Raw genomic sequence first — 19,909 nt, 5'->3', positions numbered from 1 at the left:
GCGCCGGGCTGCGGCTTGCCGCCGGCCGCAGGCGCGGCGCGCGTCGCCTGCTCCAGTGCGGCCAGCGCGACGCGGATCTTCTGCGCGTCGCCACTGGACGTCGCCGCATCCAGCGCCTTGGAAGCCTCCAGCACCGCCCGGTCGTGATCGCTCATGGCCGAACTGGCCTTTTCGCGCTCCACCGTCTTGCGCTGGAACGCGTCGTCGATGGGCTTGCGGAACGCGTCCCACAGCTTCTGCTCGTGCTTGCGGTCCAGCGGCACCGACTGCGCCTCCATCTGCCAACGCTGCTGCAGCGCCTTGACGGCGTCGATGCGCAGCTGCGGCGCGGCGCCCAGCACCTTCGCTTCCTCGATCATGGCGTTGCGCCGGTCCAAGCTGGCCTTCTGCGCGGCGGCCATGGTGCCGCCGGCGGCGTCCATGGCTTTCTTCCACTGCGGCTGCAGCTCGGCGAAGGCTTTCTCGCTCAAGTGGCCGGCATCGCGCCAGCGGTCGCTGAACTGGTGCAGCGCGCGGTTCACGGCCTTCCAGTCGCCGTCGGCCGCGTTGGCGTGCGCCTGGGCCCATGCATTGACCTCCTCGATCAATGCCAGCCGCTTGCCGCGGTTCTCGGCCGCTTCGGCCTTGACCTTGTCGAGCCAGGCCTGCACCACTTCATAGGCACGGTTGCAGGCTTCGTCAAAGCGCTTCCACAGCCCGTGGTTGGGCGGGCCGCCCTGGTCCACCTGCTTCCACTGCTCGCGCAGGTTGCGCAGGGTTTCCTGCATCTTGCGGCCGCCGTAGCGCGGCTTGAGCACCACGCCGGCGGCCGGCGCGCCCTGCTGGCGACGGCCGGATTTCCGGGGCGGCCTGGCAATGACTGGTGCCTCTGCGGCCGGTGCGTTCGAAGCGGGCGCGTCTGCGGCGGGGGCTTCGGTTGCAGATCCTTCAGCAGCGGGCGTTTCGGCGGCGATTGCCGCAGGGGCAGTTGCTTCGGCAGCGGGTGCTTCAACGGCAGGCGCGTCAGCGGCAGGCAGGTCTGCGGCAGATGCCTCTGCAGCGGCAGTTTCGGCAGGCGCCGTGGCCGTCTCGGCCGCGGTGTCAGTCGCCTGCGTGCCGGCTTCAGCATGGTCGTCAGCAGCCGCCGCCTGTGGCGTCTGCTCCGCGGGGCTCTCATTGGCTGCCGTTTCAGCGGCGGCAGGCGCTTCGCCCACCGTTCCCGCCGCATCCGCGGCCGGTGCCGCGGCGTCGCCTTCAGCGGCCGCCGGCCCTTTGTCCTTGCCGCCCACCGGCACCGCTTCGAACAGCGCCTCGGCCTGCGCCACCAGCTCCTGGCGCAGCTGGTCGGCGCGCCAGCGCTGCCAGCCTTCGAGTTCGGTGGCCGCCGCGATCGCCGCATGGACCTGGCCTTCCAGCTTCTCGTCGATCAGCTTGCCGTGTTCCTTCAGCGCGTTGCGCAGCGCATTCGCCGCGCCGGCGCTGGCCTTGCCGTGGCCCTGCCCGACTTCCTGCTCCAGCTTGGCCAGTGCTTCGGTCACCGCCTGGGTGGCCTTCTCCCGCAGCTCGGGCGCGACCTGCGGCTTGGGCGGCCTGGCGGGCTTGGGCGAGGCCGGCTCCGCCGGCAGGCCACGCGCCTGGCGCAGCTCGTCGGCCCACACGGGCACGGGCGGCAGCGGCGCCTCGGCGTTCTCCGCCGCGGCCGCCGCCTGCGCCACCGCGCTCTGGAAAGCGTCCCACACCACCTGCAGCTGGTTGCGCGAGGCCTCCAGCAGCGGCGGGAACTTGGGATCGACACTGGCCCAGTTGGGGTCGGCGATCAAGGCCTGGGCCTGCGCCTGCCATTCGCCGATGTCGGTTCCCAGCGCCTCGGTGGCGGCCTGGGCCTCGCTCCACGACTTGGTGGACAGCACCTCGATGCGCTGCGCGAGCAGCACCGCGGCTTCGCGCTGCACCTGCACCCGGTGCTGCATGTCCTCGATGCCCTTGACGCGTTCGGCCAGTTCGGCCTTCAGCGCGGCCAGCGGCTCGCGGCTGAGAGGCGCTCCGGCCTTGGCCGCGTCGCGCTGCCACGCAAGCGCATCGGCGATGTTCAGCTTGGATTGGCCAAGCAGCGCGCGCGCCTTCTCGGCCCATTCGGCGGCGATGATCTCCTGGCCCTTGGCGCGCTTGAGTTCATCGAGCTTTTCGCGCAGGGGCCGCGCGGCGCCCTTGTCGCGCGCGCTCAGCTCGCGGAACACCTCGTGCATCTGTTCCAGGGTGGGCTGGGTCGCCAGCCAATCACGGACACGGGAGGCGCGCTCGCCGGATGTCGGGGCGGAGAACGCCCCGCCGGTCAGTTGGTCCAGCGAGGAAGTATCGGGGGATTTCAGGGTGCTCACGGGCAATGGTGCTTTTGAAATAGACAAGCCCCCAGGCGGGGGCAAGCCGCTATTCTCGCCGCTAATGCGCGCAGGCGGTGCGCGGGGCCTGTCCGGAGCGTTTTCGCATGCACAAGTAAGTAGCCCGGCACACGCCTGAAGCACCTGCCGGGCTGGTTGCGGGCACAAGGCCTGCAACAAGGGACGCAACGGGGAACACCCATCGCGCGGAAGGCAATGATTGCCTCCACATGGAGCCGGGGCTACCGCAGTTGCCTGCGGCCCTACCGGCGGACGCCTGATCGCTCAGGCTTGGCAACGATAGTGCGCCGCCAGGCGCATTTCCAATCCGTCTTTTCAATGACCCAGCGCGGCGCGATAACGCGGCTTGGCTTGACGCCGCCGAAGGCAACGTCCATGAGTTAGAGGGTCCCGGATGGAATTTGGCAACAACATGCAATAAATCGTATAAGATGCATCTTCGATATTCTTGACCTTGTATGAGAAGGCCTCCTAGAATTCACCCGTTCCTGGCATACGTACCGGGGACGTCTCTTGCCCGCTGCCGAACCCGGCTAGGTCGAAACCGCTGCGGGGCTTCTTTGCGGAGAAGCGCCTGCCGTCTCGACGGCGTACCAATCAAAACGAGGAATCGCGCATCCAGTGCCCCTTGCGGCATCCGATGCACGTCCGCGCGTAGAAAGGAAGTGCTATGACAGCGTTAGGAAAACTGGCCAGCGGCCTGCGGAATTTCGCCGCCGACGTCGCTGAAGGTTTTTTCGAAATCACGCACAACGGCTTCGCCCTGCTGGGGCTGCTGGTGGTGTTCTGTGCAATCACCCTGGTGGCGCGGCCCGACCTGCGCCAGACCGGCGAGTCGCGGCTCGTGGCCTGGCTGCACGAGCGCCAGGTGCAGGCCCTGGGCCTGGTCCCCGACCTGGAGGCCATCGACCGGACCACCGCGCTCAATCCCACGGAACTGCCCAAGCAGCAGGCCGCCGTCGCCTATTGGCTCAGCAAGAAATACCGCGTCGCCCCCGAGCCGCTCAGCGCCCTGGTGGCGGAAGCCTACGAGACCGGCTCGCGCCTGAAGATGGACCCGACGCTGATCCTGGCTGTGATGGCGGTGGAGTCCGGCTTCAACCCGTTCGCCCAGAGCGCCGTCGGCGCCCAGGGCCTGATGCAGGTGATGACCGGCGTGCACAGCGACAAGTACGAGAACTTCGGCGGCAAGCTGGCCGCATTCGACCCGGTGACCAACCTGCGGGTGGGCGTGAAAGTGCTGCAGGAATGCATCCAGCGCGCCGGTTCGGTTCAGGCCGGCCTGAAGTTCTACGTGGGCGCCGCCAACCTGCAGGAGGACGGCGGCTATGCCGACAAGGTCATGGCCGAGCATGCCCGCCTGCAGCAGGTGGCAACTGGCCGCGCCGTGCCGCTGGCCAACCCGGCGCCCCAGCCCACGCTGCGCGCCGTGATCCCGGCCAAGCCAGCGCCGGCCGCGGAAGAACAAGCCCCTTCCGCCATCATTTCCTGAACCGCGGCCTGCCGCACCGCGTGGGCTAAACTAGCGCGGTACGCGACTGGCGATAGGCGCCCGGCAGCGTTTTCCCCGGCGCCGAAGTGGATCCTTTGCGGGAGTTCGTCTCCCGCCCAACCACTGGGAAGCGTGCCGCCGGCCACCGCGCCGGCGTTCAGCCGTTCGCCTGGGCAGCCCTGTTTCGACACAGGGAACCATCCGCTAGAAGGACTGCCGCATGTACCAACGCAATATCCTCATCGAACAGGCCGACCCGGAAACCTGGGCCGCCATCCAGGCCGAAAACAAGCGCCAGGAAGAGCACATCGAGCTGATCGCCAGCGAGAACTACGCCTCGCCGGCCGTCATGGCCGCCCAGGGCACCCAGCTGACCAACAAGTACGCCGAGGGCTATCCCGGCAAGCGCTACTACGGCGGCTGCGAGAACGTCGACGTGGTCGAGCGGCTCGCCATCGAGCGCATCAAGCAGGTGTTCGGCGCCGAGGCCGCCAACGTGCAGCCGCATTCCGGCGCCCAGGCCAACGAGGCCGTGTTCCTGGCCTTCCTGAACCCCGGCGACACCATCATGGGCATGAGCTTGGCCGAAGGCGGCCACCTCACCCACGGAATGCCGCTGAACATGAGCGGCAAGTGGTTCAACGTGGTGAGCTACGGCCTGGACGCCAGCGAAGCCATCGATTACGACGCCATGGAGCGCAAGGCGCACGAACACAAGCCCAAGCTGATCATCGCCGGCGCCTCTGCCTATTCGCTGCGCATCGACTTCGAGCGCTTCGCCAAGGTGGCGAAAGACATCGGTGCCGTCTTCATGGTGGACATGGCGCACTACGCCGGCCTTATCGCCGCGGGCGTGTACCCCAACCCGGTGCCGCACGCCGACATCGTGACTTCCACCACCCACAAGAGCCTGCGCGGCCCGCGCGGCGGCCTCATCCTCATGAAGTCGCAGCACGAGAAGGCGATCAACAGCGCCATCTTCCCCGGCCTGCAGGGCGGCCCGCTGATGCACGTGATCGCCGCCAAGGCAATTGCCTTCAAGGAAGCGCTGGAGCCCGGCTTCAAGACCTACCAGCAGCAGGTGGTGAAGAACGCCCAGGTGGTCGCCGAAACCCTGGTGCAGCGCGGCCTGCGCATCGTCAGCGGCCGCACCGAAAGCCACGTGATGCTGGTCGACCTGCGCCCCAAGGGCATCACCGGCAAGGAAGCCGAGGCGGTGCTGGGCGACGCGCACATGACGATCAACAAGAACGCCATCCCGAACGACCCCGAAAAGCCGATGGTGACCAGCGGGGTGCGCCTGGGCACGCCCGCGCTGACCACGCGCGGCTTCAAGGAAGAAGAAGCGCGCATGACGGCCAACCTGGTGGCCGACGTGCTGGAGAACCCGCGCGACGCCGCGCACATCGCGGCGGTGCGCGAGAAGGTGAACGCGCTCACCAGCCGTTTCCCTGTCTACAAATGATGAGAGGCCGCTGACATGAGGTGCCCGTTCTGCGGCAACGCCGACACCCAGGTGGTGGAAACACGCGTGGCCGAGGACGGGGACTTCATCCGCCGGCGGCGCCAGTGCGCTGACTGCGAGAAGCGCTTCACCACCTACGAGCGGCCGGACGTCAATTTCCCCGCGGTGGTGAAGAAGGACGGCCGGCGCATCGACTACGAGCGCGCCAAGCTGCTCGCCTCCATGAACCTGGCGCTGCGCAAGCGCCCGGTCAGCACCGAGCAGGTCGACGCGGCGGTGGAGCGCATGGAGGAGAAGCTGCTGAACCTGGGTGCGCGCGAAGTGCCCAGTTCGCGCATCGGCGAGCTGGTGATGCGCGAACTCAAGAAGCTGGACAAGGTGGCCTACGTGCGCTTCGCCAGCGTTTATCGCAGTTTCGAGGACGTGGACGAATTCCGGGCGGTGGTGGACGAGATCCGCAAGTAGGACTCGGACGGGCTCAGGCGCAGCTTGCGACCGTGCTTTTCTGGATGCGCGGGCGGCCCACGGCGTTGATGATGATCTGGCGGGCTTCGCTCGCTGTGGACTGCTCGCGGCAGACCGTGATGGTCCCCGCCTGGAAAGCGCCCGACGCCAGCCGGGTTTCGCCGCTGGGTTCGAACGAAATGTAGCGGCTGACGTTCTGGTTGCCGGAGATGCGCCACCCCGCGGGCAAGGGATCGACCCGCTGGAGCAGCAGTTCGCCGTCGTCGCGCAGCCCGTTGTTGTTTGCGTCGTCGAACACGATCCAGCCCTGCTCCCAGCCGCCCGCGCTGGCGCAGTTCACGCCGCCCGCCGACCTGCACGCGACCACCCGGTGGTTGCGCTTGATGGCTTCGCTGCGCGCGAGCTGCAGCTGCGCGACGAACATGTTGGCGAAGCTGGTGGCTTTCATGCCATCGACCGCCGTTCCGAGCGCGGGCCCCGCGGTCGCCAGCAGGATCGCGGTGATCGCGACCACCACAAGCATTTCGAACAATGAAAATCCGCGCGACCGGCGGATGGTGGGCGATCCGCTGATTGATTTGACCGGCATGTAAGTCTCCCCTTCTGAAGACCTACGATATCGGTTGCGCCGCGCGGGCTCAGTGCTGCCTTGGCAGGATTCCGGTGACCTTTTGCCGCCTTCAGCTCCAGGGGCAGGCGCTGGCCGTCGGCTTCTCCACGCTCATGCGTCCCGTCAATGAGACCGTGAGCTTCCTCTCCTGGGAGCCCGCCTCCTTGCAAAGATGCACGACCGCTTGCGCGGCAAGCCCCCCCGTGGCCTGGAACGCCATCACGTAGGTGCCGCTCTCCGCGGTGAACTTGTAGTCCGACGAGAGCGCCTCGCGCTTCTGGATCACAGGCTCTCCGGTGTCCAGCGCGCTGTTCTGGTTGGTGTCCACGTAGACGATCCAGCCCTGCTGCCAGTCGCCGGAGCCCGCGCAGCTGGTCCCGTTCGCCGAGCGGCACATGACCACCGGCAGGTTGCGCTTGATCGCCTCTCCACGGGCCGTCTGCACGCTGCCTGAAAAGCTGTTCGCATACCCGGCCAGCTTGTTGCTGAGGAAGGCGCTGTTGAAGGAAGGCACCGCCACCGCGGTGAGGACCGCCAGAATGGCGATCGTCACCAGCAATTCGACAAGCGTAAACCCCTTCGATCGATTCGAACGCACCACCCGCCGGCAACAGACCTGCTTGCTCATGGCCTACTTCTGGATGTACCAGTAGAGGCGGCCTTTGGGCCGGACGACCGAGCCGGTGGAAGTCGGCTGCTTTCCTTCCAGCGGCGACTCCTTGCTGCAGCCGATGCAGAAGGGAACGGTGACTTCGCCGGCAGCCCCATTCTGCCCGCTGGTCAGCGTGACCATCCCGCCCACCGGAGAGGGCGGAAGACCATCGCCGGACAAGTGCTCGTAGCGGCTGGTGGTGCCGTTGGCCGACGCGGCATTCAGGTAGCTGACGTTGTAGACACGGCTGGTTCCCAGGCCGGTTGTCGTGCAAGTCGTCCCGGAACTGGTGCCTTGGGGCTGATGGGTGCTGAACGTCACCACACCGAAGATGGTGAGGGCGGAGGTCACCACCTGCTCGGTGGAATTGAGCCCCAGATACCATCCCTTTTTCGTCGCCAGCTGGTCCGTTGTGGGCGTGTCGGTGGTCGTGATGCCGTAGAGCGAGGCCAGGCAGATCACCGCCGTGCCGCAATCGGCGGTTCCCGGGTAATCCGCCGCCGCGGACGCCGGCTGGTCCTTGAACATGAAGAAATAGTTAGTCGCCGCAGATGCGGCCGTATAGGACACCAGGGGCTTCTCCCGGTCCCCGGACCCCAGCATGATGTCGTAGCCGCCGCTCACCGCCACCACGCTGGGAGCGAACATGAACTTGCGGTTGGTGGTGCAGGTGGAGGTGGTCGCGCAGCCCAGCGCGGCAATGCGCGTCATGGTCCAGCTCGAAGAGCCGGCGCTGTCGAACGTGATCCGGTAGACATTGCCGCCCAAGTCAGAGGTGTATCCGTAGAGCGCCTGCCCCGCGCTGTCGCGCACGAGCGTGACGTCGGCGATGATGCCCCGGTTGTTGCCGGTGCTGAAGGTCTTGACCACCGTGCCGGTGTTCGCGTCAACGACGTACACAGCCGCACCTTTGGACGTGTAGCCGCTGGCGTTGCAGGTATGGGGATCGCTGTCCTCGCAGGTGTCGTAGCCGCCGCCGAAGATCAGGAGCGGAGAAGCACCGGAGCCGTAGCCCGCCGTGGTGAACAGCTTGGGTGACGACCAGGTCTGCCCGATGCCGCTCATGCCGGTGCTGCAATCGGCGCTTCCCGTGCTCGCGCAGCCGATCTTCCACTTGAAGGTCGGACTGGCGGGTGTGGTTAGCGTGTTGCTGACATCGAAAGCGTAAATGGCGTTGCCGCCGCGGCGCATGCTGGCGTAGATGAAGGTCTTGGAAACGCCGCCGATGGTGCCTTTGAACGCCGTGATCGGGCCGTCCATTCCATAGCCCTTGGGCGAGCCGCCGGAAGGACCGCCGGGATAGCTGATCCGGTCGGACGCCGCGTTGGTGTAGAGGCGCTCGAATTTGCCGTAGAACTCGGGCGGGGCGAAAGCCCACATTTCCCCGCCGGCCGGGACGCTGCCGATCGCATCGGTCTTGTTGCCGTTCACTGCGCGCAGCAACCCATCGTTGGCACCGTAGAACACCGCCACCTGCGGCGCGTTGTCCGTGCCTAAATTGACGGCGACCGGCCGCGAATGCACCACGTCGCCGTGGACATCCCGGCGCAACGTACCGGTTGCCGCGCCGGTGCCGGCGTTGGCGCTTTGGACATCCACGCCTTTGACCCAGTTGATGATGTTGTCGCGTTCCGTGGTGCTCGCCGCTCCGAGCTGGGCCGCGCTGACGCTGCTGCTGCTGAAGTCGGCCAGGGACGCGGAGGAAGCGCAGGTCGCCATGGTGCTGCCGCAGGTCTTCACCACCCGTGTGGTCTGCTGGCGCAGCTTGTACCCTTCCCCGCCCTTCTCCACGATGTTTCCGTCAGGGAAATCAGATGCCTTGTACAGATCGCTCGCCGAGCCGGATGGCGGAATGCAGAAGGTTGTTCCTTGCTGCCAACTCTTGTTGCTCCACAGGGTGTTGGTGGTGGTCGGCGTCCAGAAGCTGCGGGCGCACTCCGTGATGAACCCGGTCTGGTTGTTGATGGCGGCCCTGCTGTCTGCATCCAGCATCTTCAGGTCCGTGCCGATATAACCGAGCTGGTACTGCTTGAGGTTTCCCGCCCACCGCGGGTTGGCATCGGGGTCCGGGCGAAACATGCCGACGAAGACCTGGTTCAGGTAGGTTCCCTGCGTGTTCACGCTCACCGGCAGGCTGACCGAGGCGAACACGCTGTTGACCGACTGGATTTCCGAGAGGATGCTGCCGACGGCTTCTTCGATGCCGGAAACGCTTCCGGCCACGTCGTAGTACGTGCCGCCGCTTTGCTGCGCCATGCTCTTGAGCAGCGCGGTCCAGCCGGGCCCCTGGCCGGTCGTCACCTTGTTCACGTCGATGGTATAGACCGTGATCCCGAGAGAGCTTGCCTTCATGAAGCGCGCCCACTCGTCGGCCGGGTTCTCCGCCGAGCCGGAGGGGCTGATGCTGATTTCCGCGGTGTTTCCCCCGAGCGCGCTCAACGCCCGGGTGGAAGCTGTAGTGTCCGACGTGCTGTCCTGCGCGGCACCATTGCTGATGTAGATGATGTAGTTCTTGCCGCCGCAAGTCGCCGCACTGGCAGGCGGGTTGTATCTTGTGGCGTTGACAGAGTTCAGCGCGTTGCCCGGCAAGGCCCAGACTGCCCGCAATGCCGCCGGCGTCACGCGGGTGGTGAGGTTCCCCGTGTAGTCCGCCTTCGCCTTCCCGTTGCCGGCATACGGCGCAAGCCCCGCGAAGTAAAGATACGCCTCCTGCATGGCCTTGCCGACCTTGCCGCTGTTGGACTTGTCGTTGCCTACATCCAGCGCGTTGATCATGGCCGCATACAGCGACTTGTTCGTCGCGTTCATTTCCCGGACGGCGGCGCGCACGTATGCGCCGTCGTCGCCCGAATTGCCGCCACCGGTTTCGGTGAACATCATCATGCCGATGTTGAACGTGCCCGTGGTCAGGCTGGAGAACGTGTTGACCAAAGCCGTCTTCTCCGCCGTGAAGGGAGAGGACCAGTTGGCGGTGTTGTCGACGACGAACAATACGTTCGGCTGGCCACCCGAAGTCGCCCGGGTTCCGACGAACAGATCGATGTCCTCCGCCTGCGCCGTGGTCACCGTCAAAAGCAGGGCCACCAAGGCCAGCGATCGTTTCAGGATGGATGTTTTCATGGCAGTGGTCCTTGCATCAGAGGCAGGAGGCATTCTTCTGGGCTTCGGTCAGCAGCACGCGCACGCCCTGGCGGATCGTCACGGAGGCGCCCGAGCCGGAACCGACGTCCGTCGCGGTTGCGGAGATGTCCCATTCGGTATTCCAGGTCGAAACACTGGACATGCCGGGGCCAAGCTCCCCGTCGCTGGGATCGGCTGTGGAGGCAACCCAGGCGCGCGTGCAGGTTGGCCTGGCGACTGCAATCACGAAGTCGTTGACGCCATCCTTGTTGATGTCCACGTTGAGCGACTCCGCCTGCGGCGCGATCGCGAACGGGGAGCTGACGATACGCTCGATCACCTGGTTGGTGGCCGCAACGGCCTCGTCGCGCATCTGCATGTTGCCGACCGCTTTCAGGTTGGAAGAACTCATGTTGAAAGCGTTGAGCACGATCAAGGTGATGAGCACGAGCATGATCAGGCCGATGATCAGCATCGTGCCCCGCTGGCGGGTGCGACTCGCGCGTTGCCGTGCGCCGTTCATGGCGTCTCTCGCCGCATTGAGACATTCGTCAGCCGCACCGTCCGGGTGAACAGGTGCCGCTTGTATCCGTCGCAAAACGGCCCAAGCAGCGGCTGCGGATTCGCGCCCCCCGACGGGCACGTCGTGTACGTCGGGGCTGGGCAATTGCTGCCGAGGCAGTAGACCTTCGCGTCCGTGTGCCCGGGAGTTTTGGAATCGCTGCGCGCAAGCACATGCAGCTTCACCGCCACCGCGTTCATCAGCTGGTAGGGGGTGCACGGGGAGCCGGAGGAGCACTGGACATAGCTGCCGTCCGGCAGGCCGTCGCCCCGGTTGGTCGGTGAAGTCAGGACGGTCGAATTGGCCCAGGCGATGGCGTCGAGATGGGAGGAACCGCCGGTCGGCCCGGCAACGGTCGATCCGGACACGGACTGCGAGCCCAAGGTCGTGCCGAAATCGCTCACGTTGTCGATGCCGAGCTCCGCGCGAAACCCTTCGATGCCCTCGACGATGGCTTCCGCCGCTGCATGCGTTCCTCCGCTGAACTGCGAGCGCATCAGCGTCGGAATTCCGTCGCCCGACGTGACCGCGTAGTCGCGCACGTAGTACATGTTCGACACGAACTTCCTGACCTCGTTGGCCGACGTGCAGTTGCGCTGCCGCAGGTTGAAGGTGGTGTTGTCGTTGGAGGCACTGGTCGCCAGCAGGAACGCGTTGTTCGCGCCAAGCGCGCTTTGCTGCGTCGTGTAGCCGGCCGCCGCGGTGGTGGTGCATCGGGGTGCCTGGAAATACACCTCGCCGCTTGCAAGGCAGCCGGTGGCACCCGGTGTGCACGCCTGGTTTTCCAGGTGCCTGATGAAAAGGACGTCGGTGTTCGCCTTCGGCTTGGGGCTGCTCAGCCTGCCGGAGCAGACCGGCGGCGTCCAGGACGACGACGGGCTGCTCACGTCGTGCACCTGCACCGGGATGCCGACGAGATTTCTCTTGTAGACCTCGTCCCAGCTTGCGTACGCGACACAGGGATCGGGCACGCTGGAGGGCACCTGCTGGGCGGCGTCGGTGATCGTCGTGGCCGGCACCAGCTGCGGCGCACCCGAATAGGTCAGGTCGTCAAAGTTGGGAACGTAGCCGCCGAGAAATCCGCCGTGCGCCACGTCGGTGGAGAGCAGCTGCAACGCGAAGCGCCCGTTCTCGATGACGTTGTTGCTGCGGCTCATCTCGCTGTTGTTGCGGTTCACGTTGATCAGCAAGGTGACCAACGCCAGCAGGATGAACAGGCCCAGCGCCATGCCCACCATGAGCTCCACCAGCGTGAAGCCGTCCTGCCGGGCGCGCCGCGCGGTTCGGGTGAACAATGCAGCTTTCATGTCGGTCTCAGAGTGTGGCGATGCGCACGACGGTGGTGACCGTGCGCCTGCATTTGTCGGACGAGCATGCGGCGCCGGAAGGGCCGTCATAGTTGTTGATTCCGCACGCCACCGAGCTGGGTGGCGCGGTGATCGGCGTCAAACCCTGCCAGGCGACGGTCACCATGTAATCCCCTCCCACGCTTTCGATGCAGCCGCGGCCGCCGACCATCGCGCCCCGGTTCTTCTCCGCGGCTGTCCCCGTGCCCGCGGTTTCGCTGGCACCCTGCAAGGCGTTGCACCACTCCTTCAGGTCGCGCTGGACGGTGGAGGTGCTCGACAAGGTGGAGCAGTCCTGCTCCGGGCGGCCGATCGGTGCGGTATTTCCCGTCACATAGGAGGCGGCGTTGTTGCGGTTCACCGCGATCCGGCTCGCCATGTCTTCCAGCAGCAGCAGTGCCTGGCTGCGCTGGTACGCTTCGAATTCCGAAGCCTGCATGCGCACCTGCAGTCCGGCCATTCCGAGCAGTCCGAACGCGATGATGATGATCGTGACCAGCACCTCGATCATCGTGGTGCCCCGCAGCCGCTTCATGCCTCTCACCATTTGTCCGACACGGCGCTGCAGATGCTGCATGCCTTGCCGCCCTCGCTGTTGAGGCTCAAGTCGCCGTCGCTGCTTTGGCTGGTGGTCGCCGTGAAGGTGATGGTGTAGGCCGGCGGGTTCGTCGCCGTGGCGATGTCGTAGGTGTACCACCTGCTGACTTCGGCGGGCAGCCCGTAGCCGGTGCCTTCGAGGGCGGTCTTGCTCGCGAAGCTGCGGTTGGCAAGAAGGTATTGCTGCTCGCGGTTCGCGATTTCCATCATCTGCGCCTGCGCGGCGCGGCGGTTGCCCTTGACGACGTGCTGTTTGTAGCCCGGAAAGGCGACGCTCGCCAGGATGGCAACGATCCCGACAACGATCATCAACTCGATCAGCGTGAACCCCCGGTTGCTCCACCTTCGCATGCATGCTCCTCACCCCGCTCTTGCGGTAGGCTGGACTCTAGTCAGCCGTTCGTGCCACGGCATCCGGGGACCGACGGCCGGTCGGATGAGGTGGCCGAATGGCTGGGCTTAATGTCCATTTCGCAAAATCCTGCCCACAATCCCTTCCTCCATGACCGACAGCGACCTCTTCATGCCGCAGGCCCTGGCCCTTGCCGCCCGGGCCATCGGGCTGTCGGAGCCCAATCCGCGCGTCGGCTGCGTGCTGGTGGCGGCCGACGGCCGCACGGTGCTCGGGCAGGGCCACACCCAGGCCGCCGGCCAGGCGCATGCCGAAGTCATGGCGCTGCGCGACGCCGCGGCGCGGGGGCAGGACGTGCGCGGCGCCACCGCCTACGTGACGCTCGAGCCCTGCTCCCACCACGGCCGCACCGGCCCCTGCTGCGACGCGCTCATCGCCGCCGGCATCGGGCGGGTGGTGGCTTCGCTGGCCGACCCCAACCAGCGCGTCGCCGGCCAGGGCTTCGCTCGGCTGCGTGCCGCCGCCATCGAAGTGCAAACGGGTCCGGGCGCTGAGGCCTCGCGCGAACTGAACATCGGCTTTTTCAGCCGCATGGTGCGCGGCACGCCCTGGGTGCGGATGAAGGTGGCCGCCTCGCTGGACGGCCGCACGGCCCTGGACAACGGCCAGAGCCAGTGGATCACCGGCGAAGCGGCCCGGGCCGATGGCCACGCCTGGCGCGCCCGCGCCGGCGCGCTGCTGACCGGCATCGGCACGGTGCTGGAAGACGACCCGCTGCTGACGGTGCGGCTGGCACCGGTGGCGCACCAGCCGCCGCTGGTGGTGGTGGACAGCCGGCTGGAAACGCCGCCCGGCGCCCGGCTGTTCCAGCCCGGCCGCCGCGTCTTCATCTACACCGCTGGCGGCGACACCGCGCGCCGCGCCAGCCTGGAGGCCCGCGGGGCGCAGGTCGTCGCCCTGCCCGGCCCGGGCGGCAAGGTGGACCTGGCCGGGATGCTGGCCGACCTGGCCAGCCGCGAGGTCGGCGAGCTGCACCTGGAAGCCGGGCACAAGCTCAACGGTTCTTTTGTGCGCGAGGGCCTGGTGGATGAATTCCTGGTGTACCTGGCGCCCAGGCTGCTCGGCCAGGGCCGGTCGCTGGCCGAATTCGGGCCGCTCGCTTCGCTGGACGCGGCGCCGGCACTGGATTTCCACTCGGTGGAGCGCATCGGCGCCGACCTGCGGGTGATCGCCCGCGCGCATGGGCGGGACCGCTTTTAGGGGCCGCTCCCAATCCCTGCGAAAATAGCGCCATGTTCACCGGCATCATCACCGGCGTGGGGCGCATCGCCGCCGTGCACGATCTCGGCAGCGGCGCCGACTCCACCGCCTCCCAATTCGGCAAGCGCCTCACGGTGCAGGCGCCCACGGGCTATCTGGACGACGTGGCGCTGGGCGACAGCATCGCCTTGAACGGCGCCTGCATGACCGTCACAACCTTCGACGCTGGCGCATCCCGCTTCACCGTGGACGTCTCGGCCGAATCGCTGTCCAAGACGGCCGGGCTGGCCGAATCAGGTCCCATCAACCTGGAAAAGGCGCTGCGCGCGCACGACCGGCTGGGCGGCCACATCGTGGCCGGCCACGTGGACGGCGTCGGCACCGTCAGCCACATCGCCGCGGTGGGCGAAAGCATCGAGCTGCGCATCCTGGCGCCGCTGTCGCTGGCCAAATACCTGGCCTACAAGGGCTCGATCACGGTCAACGGCGTGAGCCTCACGGTGAACGCCGTGGCGGACATGGCCGAAGGCGCGCAGATCAGCATCAACCTGATCCCCCACACCATGGACAACACCGCGCTGCATGCACTGGAACCCGGCAGCCGGGTCAACCTGGAAATCGACCTGATCGCGCGCTACGTCGAGCGCATGCTGGGCGCTGTGGCGCCCCTGAAGGCGCAAACATGAGCCCGGTGCAGCTGTCCCCCGTGCAGGACATCGTCGAGGAGATCCGTGCCGGCCGCATGGTGATCCTGGTGGACGAGGAAGACCGCGAGAACGAGGGCGACCTGGTGCTGGCGGCCGACCACGTCACGCCCGAAGCCATCAACTTCATGGCGCGATTCGGCCGCGGCCTGATCTGCCTCACGCTCACCCGCGCGCGCTGCGAGCGGCTGCAGCTGCCGCCGATGGTGGCGCGCAACGGAACCAAGATGGGCACGGCCTTCACCGTGTCCATCGAGGCGGCCGAGGGCGTCACCACAGGCATTTCCGCCGCCGACCGCGCCCGCACCGTGCAGGCCGCGGTGGCGCGCGAGGCCAAGGCCAGCGACCTGGTGCAGCCCGGCCACATCTTCCCGCTGCAGGCGGTGGACGGCGGCGTGCTGATGCGCGCCGGCCACACCGAAGCCGGCTGCGACCTGGCGCTGATCGCCGGGCTCACGCCCGCGGCCGTGATCTGCGAAATCATGAAGGACGACGGCACCATGGCGCGGCTGCCCGACCTGCAGCTGTTCGCCGCCGAGCACGACCTGAAGATCGGCACCATCGCCGACCTGATCGAGCACCGCAGCCGCAACGAGTCGCTGGTCGAGCGGCTCGGCCAGCGCACGCTGTCCACCATTTACGGCGACTTCATCGCCCGCGCCTGGCGCGACAAGCCCAGCCAGGGCGTGCACCTGTCGCTGCTGATGGGCAAGTGGGCGCCGGGCGAGACGGTGCCGGTGCGCGTGCACGAGCCGCTGTCGGTGCTGGACGCGCTGGAAGTGCAGCGCTCCATGCACTCCTGGAGCCTGGACGCCAGCCTGAAGCACGTGGCGCACGCGGGCAAGGGCGTGGTGGTGCTGCTCAATTGCGGCGAAAGCGCGCAGCAGCTGCTGGACCAGTTCGACGGCATCGCGCGCGCGGCGCAGGCGCCCGAGCGCGGCCGCATGGACCTGCGCACCTACGGCATCGGCGCGCAGATCCTGCGCGAATGCGGCGTGCAGCGCATGCACCTGATGGGCACGCCGCGGCGCATGCCCAGCATGGCCGGCTACGGCCTGGAAATCGCGGGCTACATCGCCCCGCAATAGCGACAACGACAACACAAGGACACCATGTTCGGAGCGGACAAAGGCAAGGCCGACAAACTCGACGGCAAGGGAATGGTCATCGGCATCGTGCAGGCGCGCTTCAACGAGGGCGTGACCAACGCCCTGGCCGAAGCCTGCCGTGCCGAGCTGGTCCGCCTGGGCGTGGAGGACGACGACATCGAGCACCTGCGGGTGCCCGGTGCGCTGGAAGTGCCGGTCGCGCTGCAGGCCCTGGCGGAAAAAGGCGGCTACGACGCGCTGATCGCGCTGGGCTGCGTGATCCGCGGGGAAACCTACCACTTCGAGCTGGTGTCCAACGAATCCGCCGCGGGCGTGACCCGGGTCGCGCTGGACTACCAGCTGCCCATCGCCAACGCGGTGCTGACCACCGAAAACCTGGAACAGGCCGTGGCCCGCCAGGACGAAAAAGGCCGTGACGCGGCGCGCGCCGCCATCGAAATGGCCAACCTGCTGGAAGAGATCTGATGAGTGAAGAAGAAGGCCAGGCCCCGGCGGCCGCGCGGGGGCCTGCCAGCGCATCGCCCGGCACGCGCAAGTCCTCGGCCAAGCCGGCGCGCAGCCGCGCGCGCGAGTTCGCCTTGCAGGCGCTGTACCAGCACCTGGTGGGCAAGCAGGACGCGGAGTCCATCGACCAGTTCACCCGCGCGCTCTCGGGCTTCCACAAAGCCGACTCGGCGCATTACGACGCGCTCATGCACGGCTGCGTGGAACAGGCCGCCGAACTCGACGCGTTGATCCTGCCGCTGCTGGACCGCAAGCTGCAAGAGATTTCGCCGATCGAGCACGCCATCATGTGGATCGGCGCCTACGAGTTCCTGCATGCGGCCGACGTGCCCTGGCGCGTGGTGCTCAACGAATGCATCGAACTGGCCAAGGATTTCGGCGGCACCGACGGCCACAAGTACGTGAATGCGGTGCTGCACGGCCTGGCGCCCCGGCTGCGCTCCGCCGAAGTCGAGGCCGACCGCGCCACGGGAAGGCTGCGCACATGACGAACATCCGGATTGCCCAGCGCGCCGAGCGCATCGAACCCTTCTACGTGTTCGAAGTGGCCAAGGCCGCCAACCGCATGGCGCGCGAAGCCGCCGCCGCCGGCAAGCCGATGCTCTACCTGAACGTCGGCGAGCCGGACTTCACCGCGCCGCCGCTGGTGCGGCAGGCCGCCGAGCGCGCCATCCGCGACGGCACCACGCAGTACACGCAGGCCACCGGCCTGGAGCCGCTTCGCGAGCGCATCAGCGACTGGTACACGCAGCGCTTCGGCGTGTCGGTGCCGGCGCGCCGCATCGTCGTCACCGCCGGCGCCTCGGCCGCCTTGCAGCTGGCCTGCCTGGCGCTGATCGACGCCGGCGACGAGATCCTGATGCCGGACCCGAGCTACCCGTGCAACCGCCACTTCGTCAGCGCCGCCGAGGGCAGCGCCGTGCTGGTGCCGACCACGGCGCAAGAACGGCACCAGCTGAGCGCGGCGAAGGTCGAGGCGCACTGGAACGCGAAAACGCGCGGCGTGCTGCTGGCGTCGCCCTCCAACCCCACAGGCACCTCGATCCATCCCGACGAGCTGCGCCGCATCCACCAGGTGGTGCAGTCCCGCGGCGGCATCACGCTGCTGGACGAGATCTACCTGGGCCTCAGCTACGACGGCACCTTCGGCCAGACCGGCCTGGCCATCGACGACCAGGTCATCAGCATCAACAGCTTTTCCAAGTACTTCAACATGACCGGCTGGCGGCTGGGCTGGCTGGTGGTGCCCGACGCGCTGGTGCCGGTCATCGAGCGGCTGGCGCAGAACCTGTTCATCTGCCCGAGCACGGTGGCGCAGCATGCGGCGCTGGCCTGCTTCGAGCCCGAGAGCATTGTCGAGTACGAACGCCGCCGCGCAGAATTCAAGGCACGCCGCGACTGGTTCATTCCGGCCCTGAACGCCATGGGCCTGCAGGTACCGGTGATGCCCGACGGTGCCTTCTACGCCTGGGCCGACTGCAGCGCCGCCTGCGAGAAGCTGGGGGTAACGGGCAGCTGGGACTTCGCCTTCGAGGTGATGAAGCGCGCCCACGTCGCCATCACCCCCGGCCGCGATTTCGGCACGGCGGAGACGGCGCGCTTCGTGCGCTTCTCCACGGCGAGCTCGATGGAGCACCTGCGCACATCGGTGGGGCGGCTGCAAGAGATGCTTGGATGACGCATGACAACCACCACCGTTCGGGCTGAGCCTGTCGAAGCCCTTCGACAGGCTCAGGGCGAACGGTTTGTGTTCCCCATACGCGTCTATTGGGAAGACACCGACGCCGGCGGCATCGTGTTCTACGCCAACTACCTCAAATTCTTCGAGCGCGCCCGCACCGAGTGGCTGCGCTCGCTCGGGCTGGAGCAAAGCCGCCTGCGCGAGGAGTCGGGCGGCATGTTCATCGTGAGCGAGACGTCCGTGCGTTATCTGCGCCCGTCGCGGCTGGACGATGAACTTCTGGTCACCGCCGAACTCGAATCCGCGGGCGGCGCGTCCATGACCATCGCGCAGCAAGCCACGCTGAAGGGCAGCAGAACATTGCTGTGCGAAGGCACCATCCGCATCTGCTGGGTGGACACGGCGCGCCTGAAGCCGGGCAGAATCCCGCCCATCATCCTGCAAGCGATCAACCACACCCCATGAACCAGGACCTGTCGATCATTCAACTGGTGCTCAATGCGAGCTGGGTCGTCCAGCTCGTGATGCTGCTGCTGGTCGCGGTGTCCATCACCAGCTGGGCCGCCATCTTCCGCAAGCTGTTCGCGCTGCAGCGCGTGAAGTCGCTCAACGAGGACTTCGAGCGCGAATTCTGGTCGGGCACCAGCCTGAACGACCTGTTCTCCGCCGCCGCGCAAAACGCCAAGATCTCCGGCCCGATGGAGCGCATCTTCGCCTCCGGCATGCGCGAATACCAGAAGCTGCGCGAGCGCCGCATCGCCGACGCCGGCACCCTGCTGGACGGCGCGCGCCGCGCCATGCGCGCCAGCTACCAGCGCGAACTGGACGCGGTGGAAACCAACCTGTCGTTCCTGGCCTCGGTCGGTTCGGTGTCGCCGTACGTCGGTCTGTTCGGCACGGTGTGGGGCATCATGCACGCCTTCATCGGCCTGGGCGCGCTGCAGCAGGTGACGCTGGCCACGGTGGCGCCCGGCATCGCCGAGGCGCTGGTGGCCACCGCCATCGGCCTGTTCGCCGCCATTCCGGCGGTGGTGGCGTTCAACCGCTTCGCGCGCGACATCGACCGCGTGGCGATCAAGCTGGAGACCTTCATCGAGGAATTCTCCAACATCCTGCAGCGCAACCTGGGCGCGCAATCGGCGTCCGGCCACTGAGGAAAGCCGACATGCCCGGCGTCGTCCAACGCGGCCGCGGCCGCCGCACCATGAACGAGATCAACATGGTCCCGTTCATCGACGTGATGCTGGTGCTGCTGATCATCTTCATGGTGACGGCGCCGCTCATCACGACCGGCGTCGTCGATCTGCCGACGGTGGGCAAGTCGGGCCAGTCCAAGCCGCGCTTCGTCGAGCTGCAGATCGGCACCGACGAGGCCCTGCGCCTTCGGGTGGACGGCAAGGAGATCGGTCGCGCCACGCTCGCCAGCCTCGCGGCCCAAGTGAGCACCGCCCAGGCCGGCGATCCGGCCATGCCGGTGGTGATCGCCGCCGACCGCAACGTCAAGTACGAGAGCGTCGTCAAGGCGATGGACGTGCTGCAGCGCGCCGGCATCCAGCGCGTCGGCCTCTCGGTGAAAAGCAGCGCGGCACCATGAGGAAAGTCGGTCGATGAG

20 protein-coding genes and 1 riboswitch are annotated in these 19,909 nt (G+C 67.1%); of the genes, 12 read left to right on the top strand and 8 right to left on the bottom strand.

Annotated features, from left to right (window positions below; all coding sequences use genetic code 11):
* The coding region (locus H0U68_RS10265; RefSeq protein ID WP_296355217.1) for a DUF349 domain-containing protein at positions 1–2,225 on the bottom strand (2,225 nt) is incomplete at its 3' end.
* Positions 2,226–3,048: 823 nt separating this feature from the next.
* Here H0U68_RS10265 and H0U68_RS10260 point away from each other — a divergent pair.
* From H0U68_RS10260 to nrdR, 3 genes are all read left to right on the top strand, one after another.
* Positions 3,049–3,870 (top strand): lytic transglycosylase domain-containing protein, encoded by an 822-nt coding sequence (locus H0U68_RS10260; protein WP_296355213.1) that lies wholly within the window; start codon positions 3,049–3,051, stop codon positions 3,868–3,870.
* Positions 3,871–3,902: 32 nt separating this feature from the next.
* A riboswitch (ZMP/ZTP riboswitch) is annotated at positions 3,903–4,052 on the top strand.
* Positions 4,053–4,090: 38 nt separating this feature from the next.
* Positions 4,091–5,335: a serine hydroxymethyltransferase gene (gene glyA, locus H0U68_RS10255; RefSeq protein WP_296355211.1), complete on the top strand. Its 1,245-nt coding sequence runs from the start codon at positions 4,091–4,093 to the stop codon at positions 5,333–5,335.
* 15 nt (positions 5,336–5,350) lie between these two features.
* Positions 5,351–5,800 carry a transcriptional regulator NrdR gene (gene nrdR, locus H0U68_RS10250; RefSeq protein WP_296355209.1) on the top strand — a complete coding sequence of 150 codons (450 nt, stop codon included), beginning with the start codon at positions 5,351–5,353 and terminating at the stop codon, positions 5,798–5,800.
* Positions 5,801–5,813: 13 nt separating this feature from the next.
* On the opposite strand, the gene H0U68_RS10245 is transcribed toward nrdR, so the two are convergent.
* The 7 genes from H0U68_RS10245 to H0U68_RS10210 all read right to left on the bottom strand — a co-directional run bounded on the left by H0U68_RS10245 (position 5,814) and on the right by H0U68_RS10210 (position 13,038).
* Positions 5,814–6,248, bottom strand: a complete 435-nt coding sequence (locus H0U68_RS10245; protein ID WP_296355207.1) for a GspH/FimT family protein — start codon at positions 6,246–6,248, stop codon at positions 5,814–5,816.
* 232 nt (positions 6,249–6,480) lie between these two features.
* A complete protein-coding gene (locus tag H0U68_RS10235; RefSeq protein WP_296355203.1) occupies positions 6,481–7,038 on the bottom strand; it encodes a GspH/FimT family pseudopilin in 558 nt (185 codons plus the stop codon).
* A 3-nt stretch (positions 7,039–7,041) separates the two neighbouring features.
* Complete coding sequence (locus tag H0U68_RS10230) at positions 7,042–10,182, bottom strand: PilC/PilY family type IV pilus protein (RefSeq protein WP_296355201.1); 3,141 nt, start codon at positions 10,180–10,182, stop codon at positions 7,042–7,044.
* Between the two features lie 16 nt (positions 10,183–10,198).
* On the bottom strand, positions 10,199–10,705 hold the full coding sequence (locus H0U68_RS10225) for a hypothetical protein (protein WP_296355200.1): 507 nt from the start codon (positions 10,703–10,705) through the stop codon (positions 10,199–10,201).
* Complete coding sequence (locus H0U68_RS10220; protein WP_296355198.1) at positions 10,702–12,051, bottom strand: PilW family protein; 1,350 nt, start codon at positions 12,049–12,051, stop codon at positions 10,702–10,704. Before H0U68_RS10220 ends, H0U68_RS10225 begins: the two co-directional genes overlap by 4 nt.
* Positions 12,052–12,058: 7 nt before the next feature.
* The gene (pilV, locus tag H0U68_RS10215) at positions 12,059–12,667 is read right to left on the bottom strand and encodes a type IV pilus modification protein PilV (protein ID WP_296355196.1); all 609 of its coding nucleotides are present in this window, start codon (positions 12,665–12,667) and stop codon (positions 12,059–12,061) included.
* On the bottom strand, positions 12,631–13,038 hold the full coding sequence (locus tag H0U68_RS10210; protein WP_296355194.1) for a type IV pilin protein: 408 nt from the start codon (positions 13,036–13,038) through the stop codon (positions 12,631–12,633). The genes pilV and H0U68_RS10210 overlap by 37 nt, the downstream gene beginning before the upstream one ends.
* A 151-nt stretch (positions 13,039–13,189) precedes the next feature.
* On the opposite strand from H0U68_RS10210, the gene ribD reads away from it, so the two are divergent.
* The 9 genes from ribD to H0U68_RS10165 are packed head-to-tail and all read left to right on the top strand — an operon-like array spanning position 13,190 to position 19,891.
* A complete protein-coding gene (gene ribD / locus H0U68_RS10205; RefSeq protein WP_296355192.1) occupies positions 13,190–14,299 on the top strand; it encodes a bifunctional diaminohydroxyphosphoribosylaminopyrimidine deaminase/5-amino-6-(5-phosphoribosylamino)uracil reductase RibD in 1,110 nt (369 codons plus the stop codon).
* A 32-nt stretch (positions 14,300–14,331) separates the two neighbouring features.
* Positions 14,332–14,985 (top strand): riboflavin synthase, encoded by a 654-nt coding sequence (locus H0U68_RS10200; RefSeq protein WP_296355190.1) that lies wholly within the window; start codon positions 14,332–14,334, stop codon positions 14,983–14,985.
* Complete coding sequence (gene ribBA, locus H0U68_RS10195; protein ID WP_296355188.1) at positions 14,982–16,091, top strand: bifunctional 3,4-dihydroxy-2-butanone-4-phosphate synthase/GTP cyclohydrolase II; 1,110 nt, start codon at positions 14,982–14,984, stop codon at positions 16,089–16,091. Before H0U68_RS10200 ends, ribBA begins: the two co-directional genes overlap by 4 nt.
* A gap of 24 nt (positions 16,092–16,115) precedes the next feature.
* Positions 16,116–16,577, top strand: a complete 462-nt coding sequence (ribH, locus tag H0U68_RS10190; protein WP_296355186.1) for a 6,7-dimethyl-8-ribityllumazine synthase — start codon at positions 16,116–16,118, stop codon at positions 16,575–16,577.
* On the top strand, positions 16,577–17,104 hold the full coding sequence (gene nusB / locus H0U68_RS10185; protein WP_296355185.1) for a transcription antitermination factor NusB: 528 nt from the start codon (positions 16,577–16,579) through the stop codon (positions 17,102–17,104). Before ribH ends, nusB begins: the two co-directional genes overlap by 1 nt.
* Before the next feature lie 5 nt (positions 17,105–17,109).
* Positions 17,110–18,294: a pyridoxal phosphate-dependent aminotransferase gene (locus H0U68_RS10180; RefSeq protein WP_296355215.1), complete on the top strand. Its 1,185-nt coding sequence runs from the start codon at positions 17,110–17,112 to the stop codon at positions 18,292–18,294.
* A gap of 3 nt (positions 18,295–18,297) precedes the next feature.
* Complete coding sequence (gene ybgC / locus H0U68_RS10175; RefSeq protein ID WP_296355183.1) at positions 18,298–18,762, top strand: tol-pal system-associated acyl-CoA thioesterase; 465 nt, start codon at positions 18,298–18,300, stop codon at positions 18,760–18,762.
* A complete protein-coding gene (gene tolQ, locus H0U68_RS10170; RefSeq protein ID WP_296355181.1) occupies positions 18,759–19,451 on the top strand; it encodes a protein TolQ in 693 nt (230 codons plus the stop codon). The genes ybgC and tolQ overlap by 4 nt, the downstream gene beginning before the upstream one ends.
* Positions 19,452–19,462: 11 nt before the next feature.
* On the top strand, positions 19,463–19,891 hold the full coding sequence (locus tag H0U68_RS10165) for an ExbD/TolR family protein (RefSeq protein ID WP_296355180.1): 429 nt from the start codon (positions 19,463–19,465) through the stop codon (positions 19,889–19,891).
* Positions 19,892–19,909 lie beyond the last annotated feature (18 nt).

The organism is Ramlibacter sp. (assembly GCF_013697775.1).
Taxonomy (GTDB): domain Bacteria; phylum Pseudomonadota; class Gammaproteobacteria; order Burkholderiales; family Burkholderiaceae_C; genus Ramlibacter.
The sequence above is the reverse complement of the archived record's forward strand: the minus strand, read 5'-3'. Positions and strand labels throughout refer to the sequence as shown.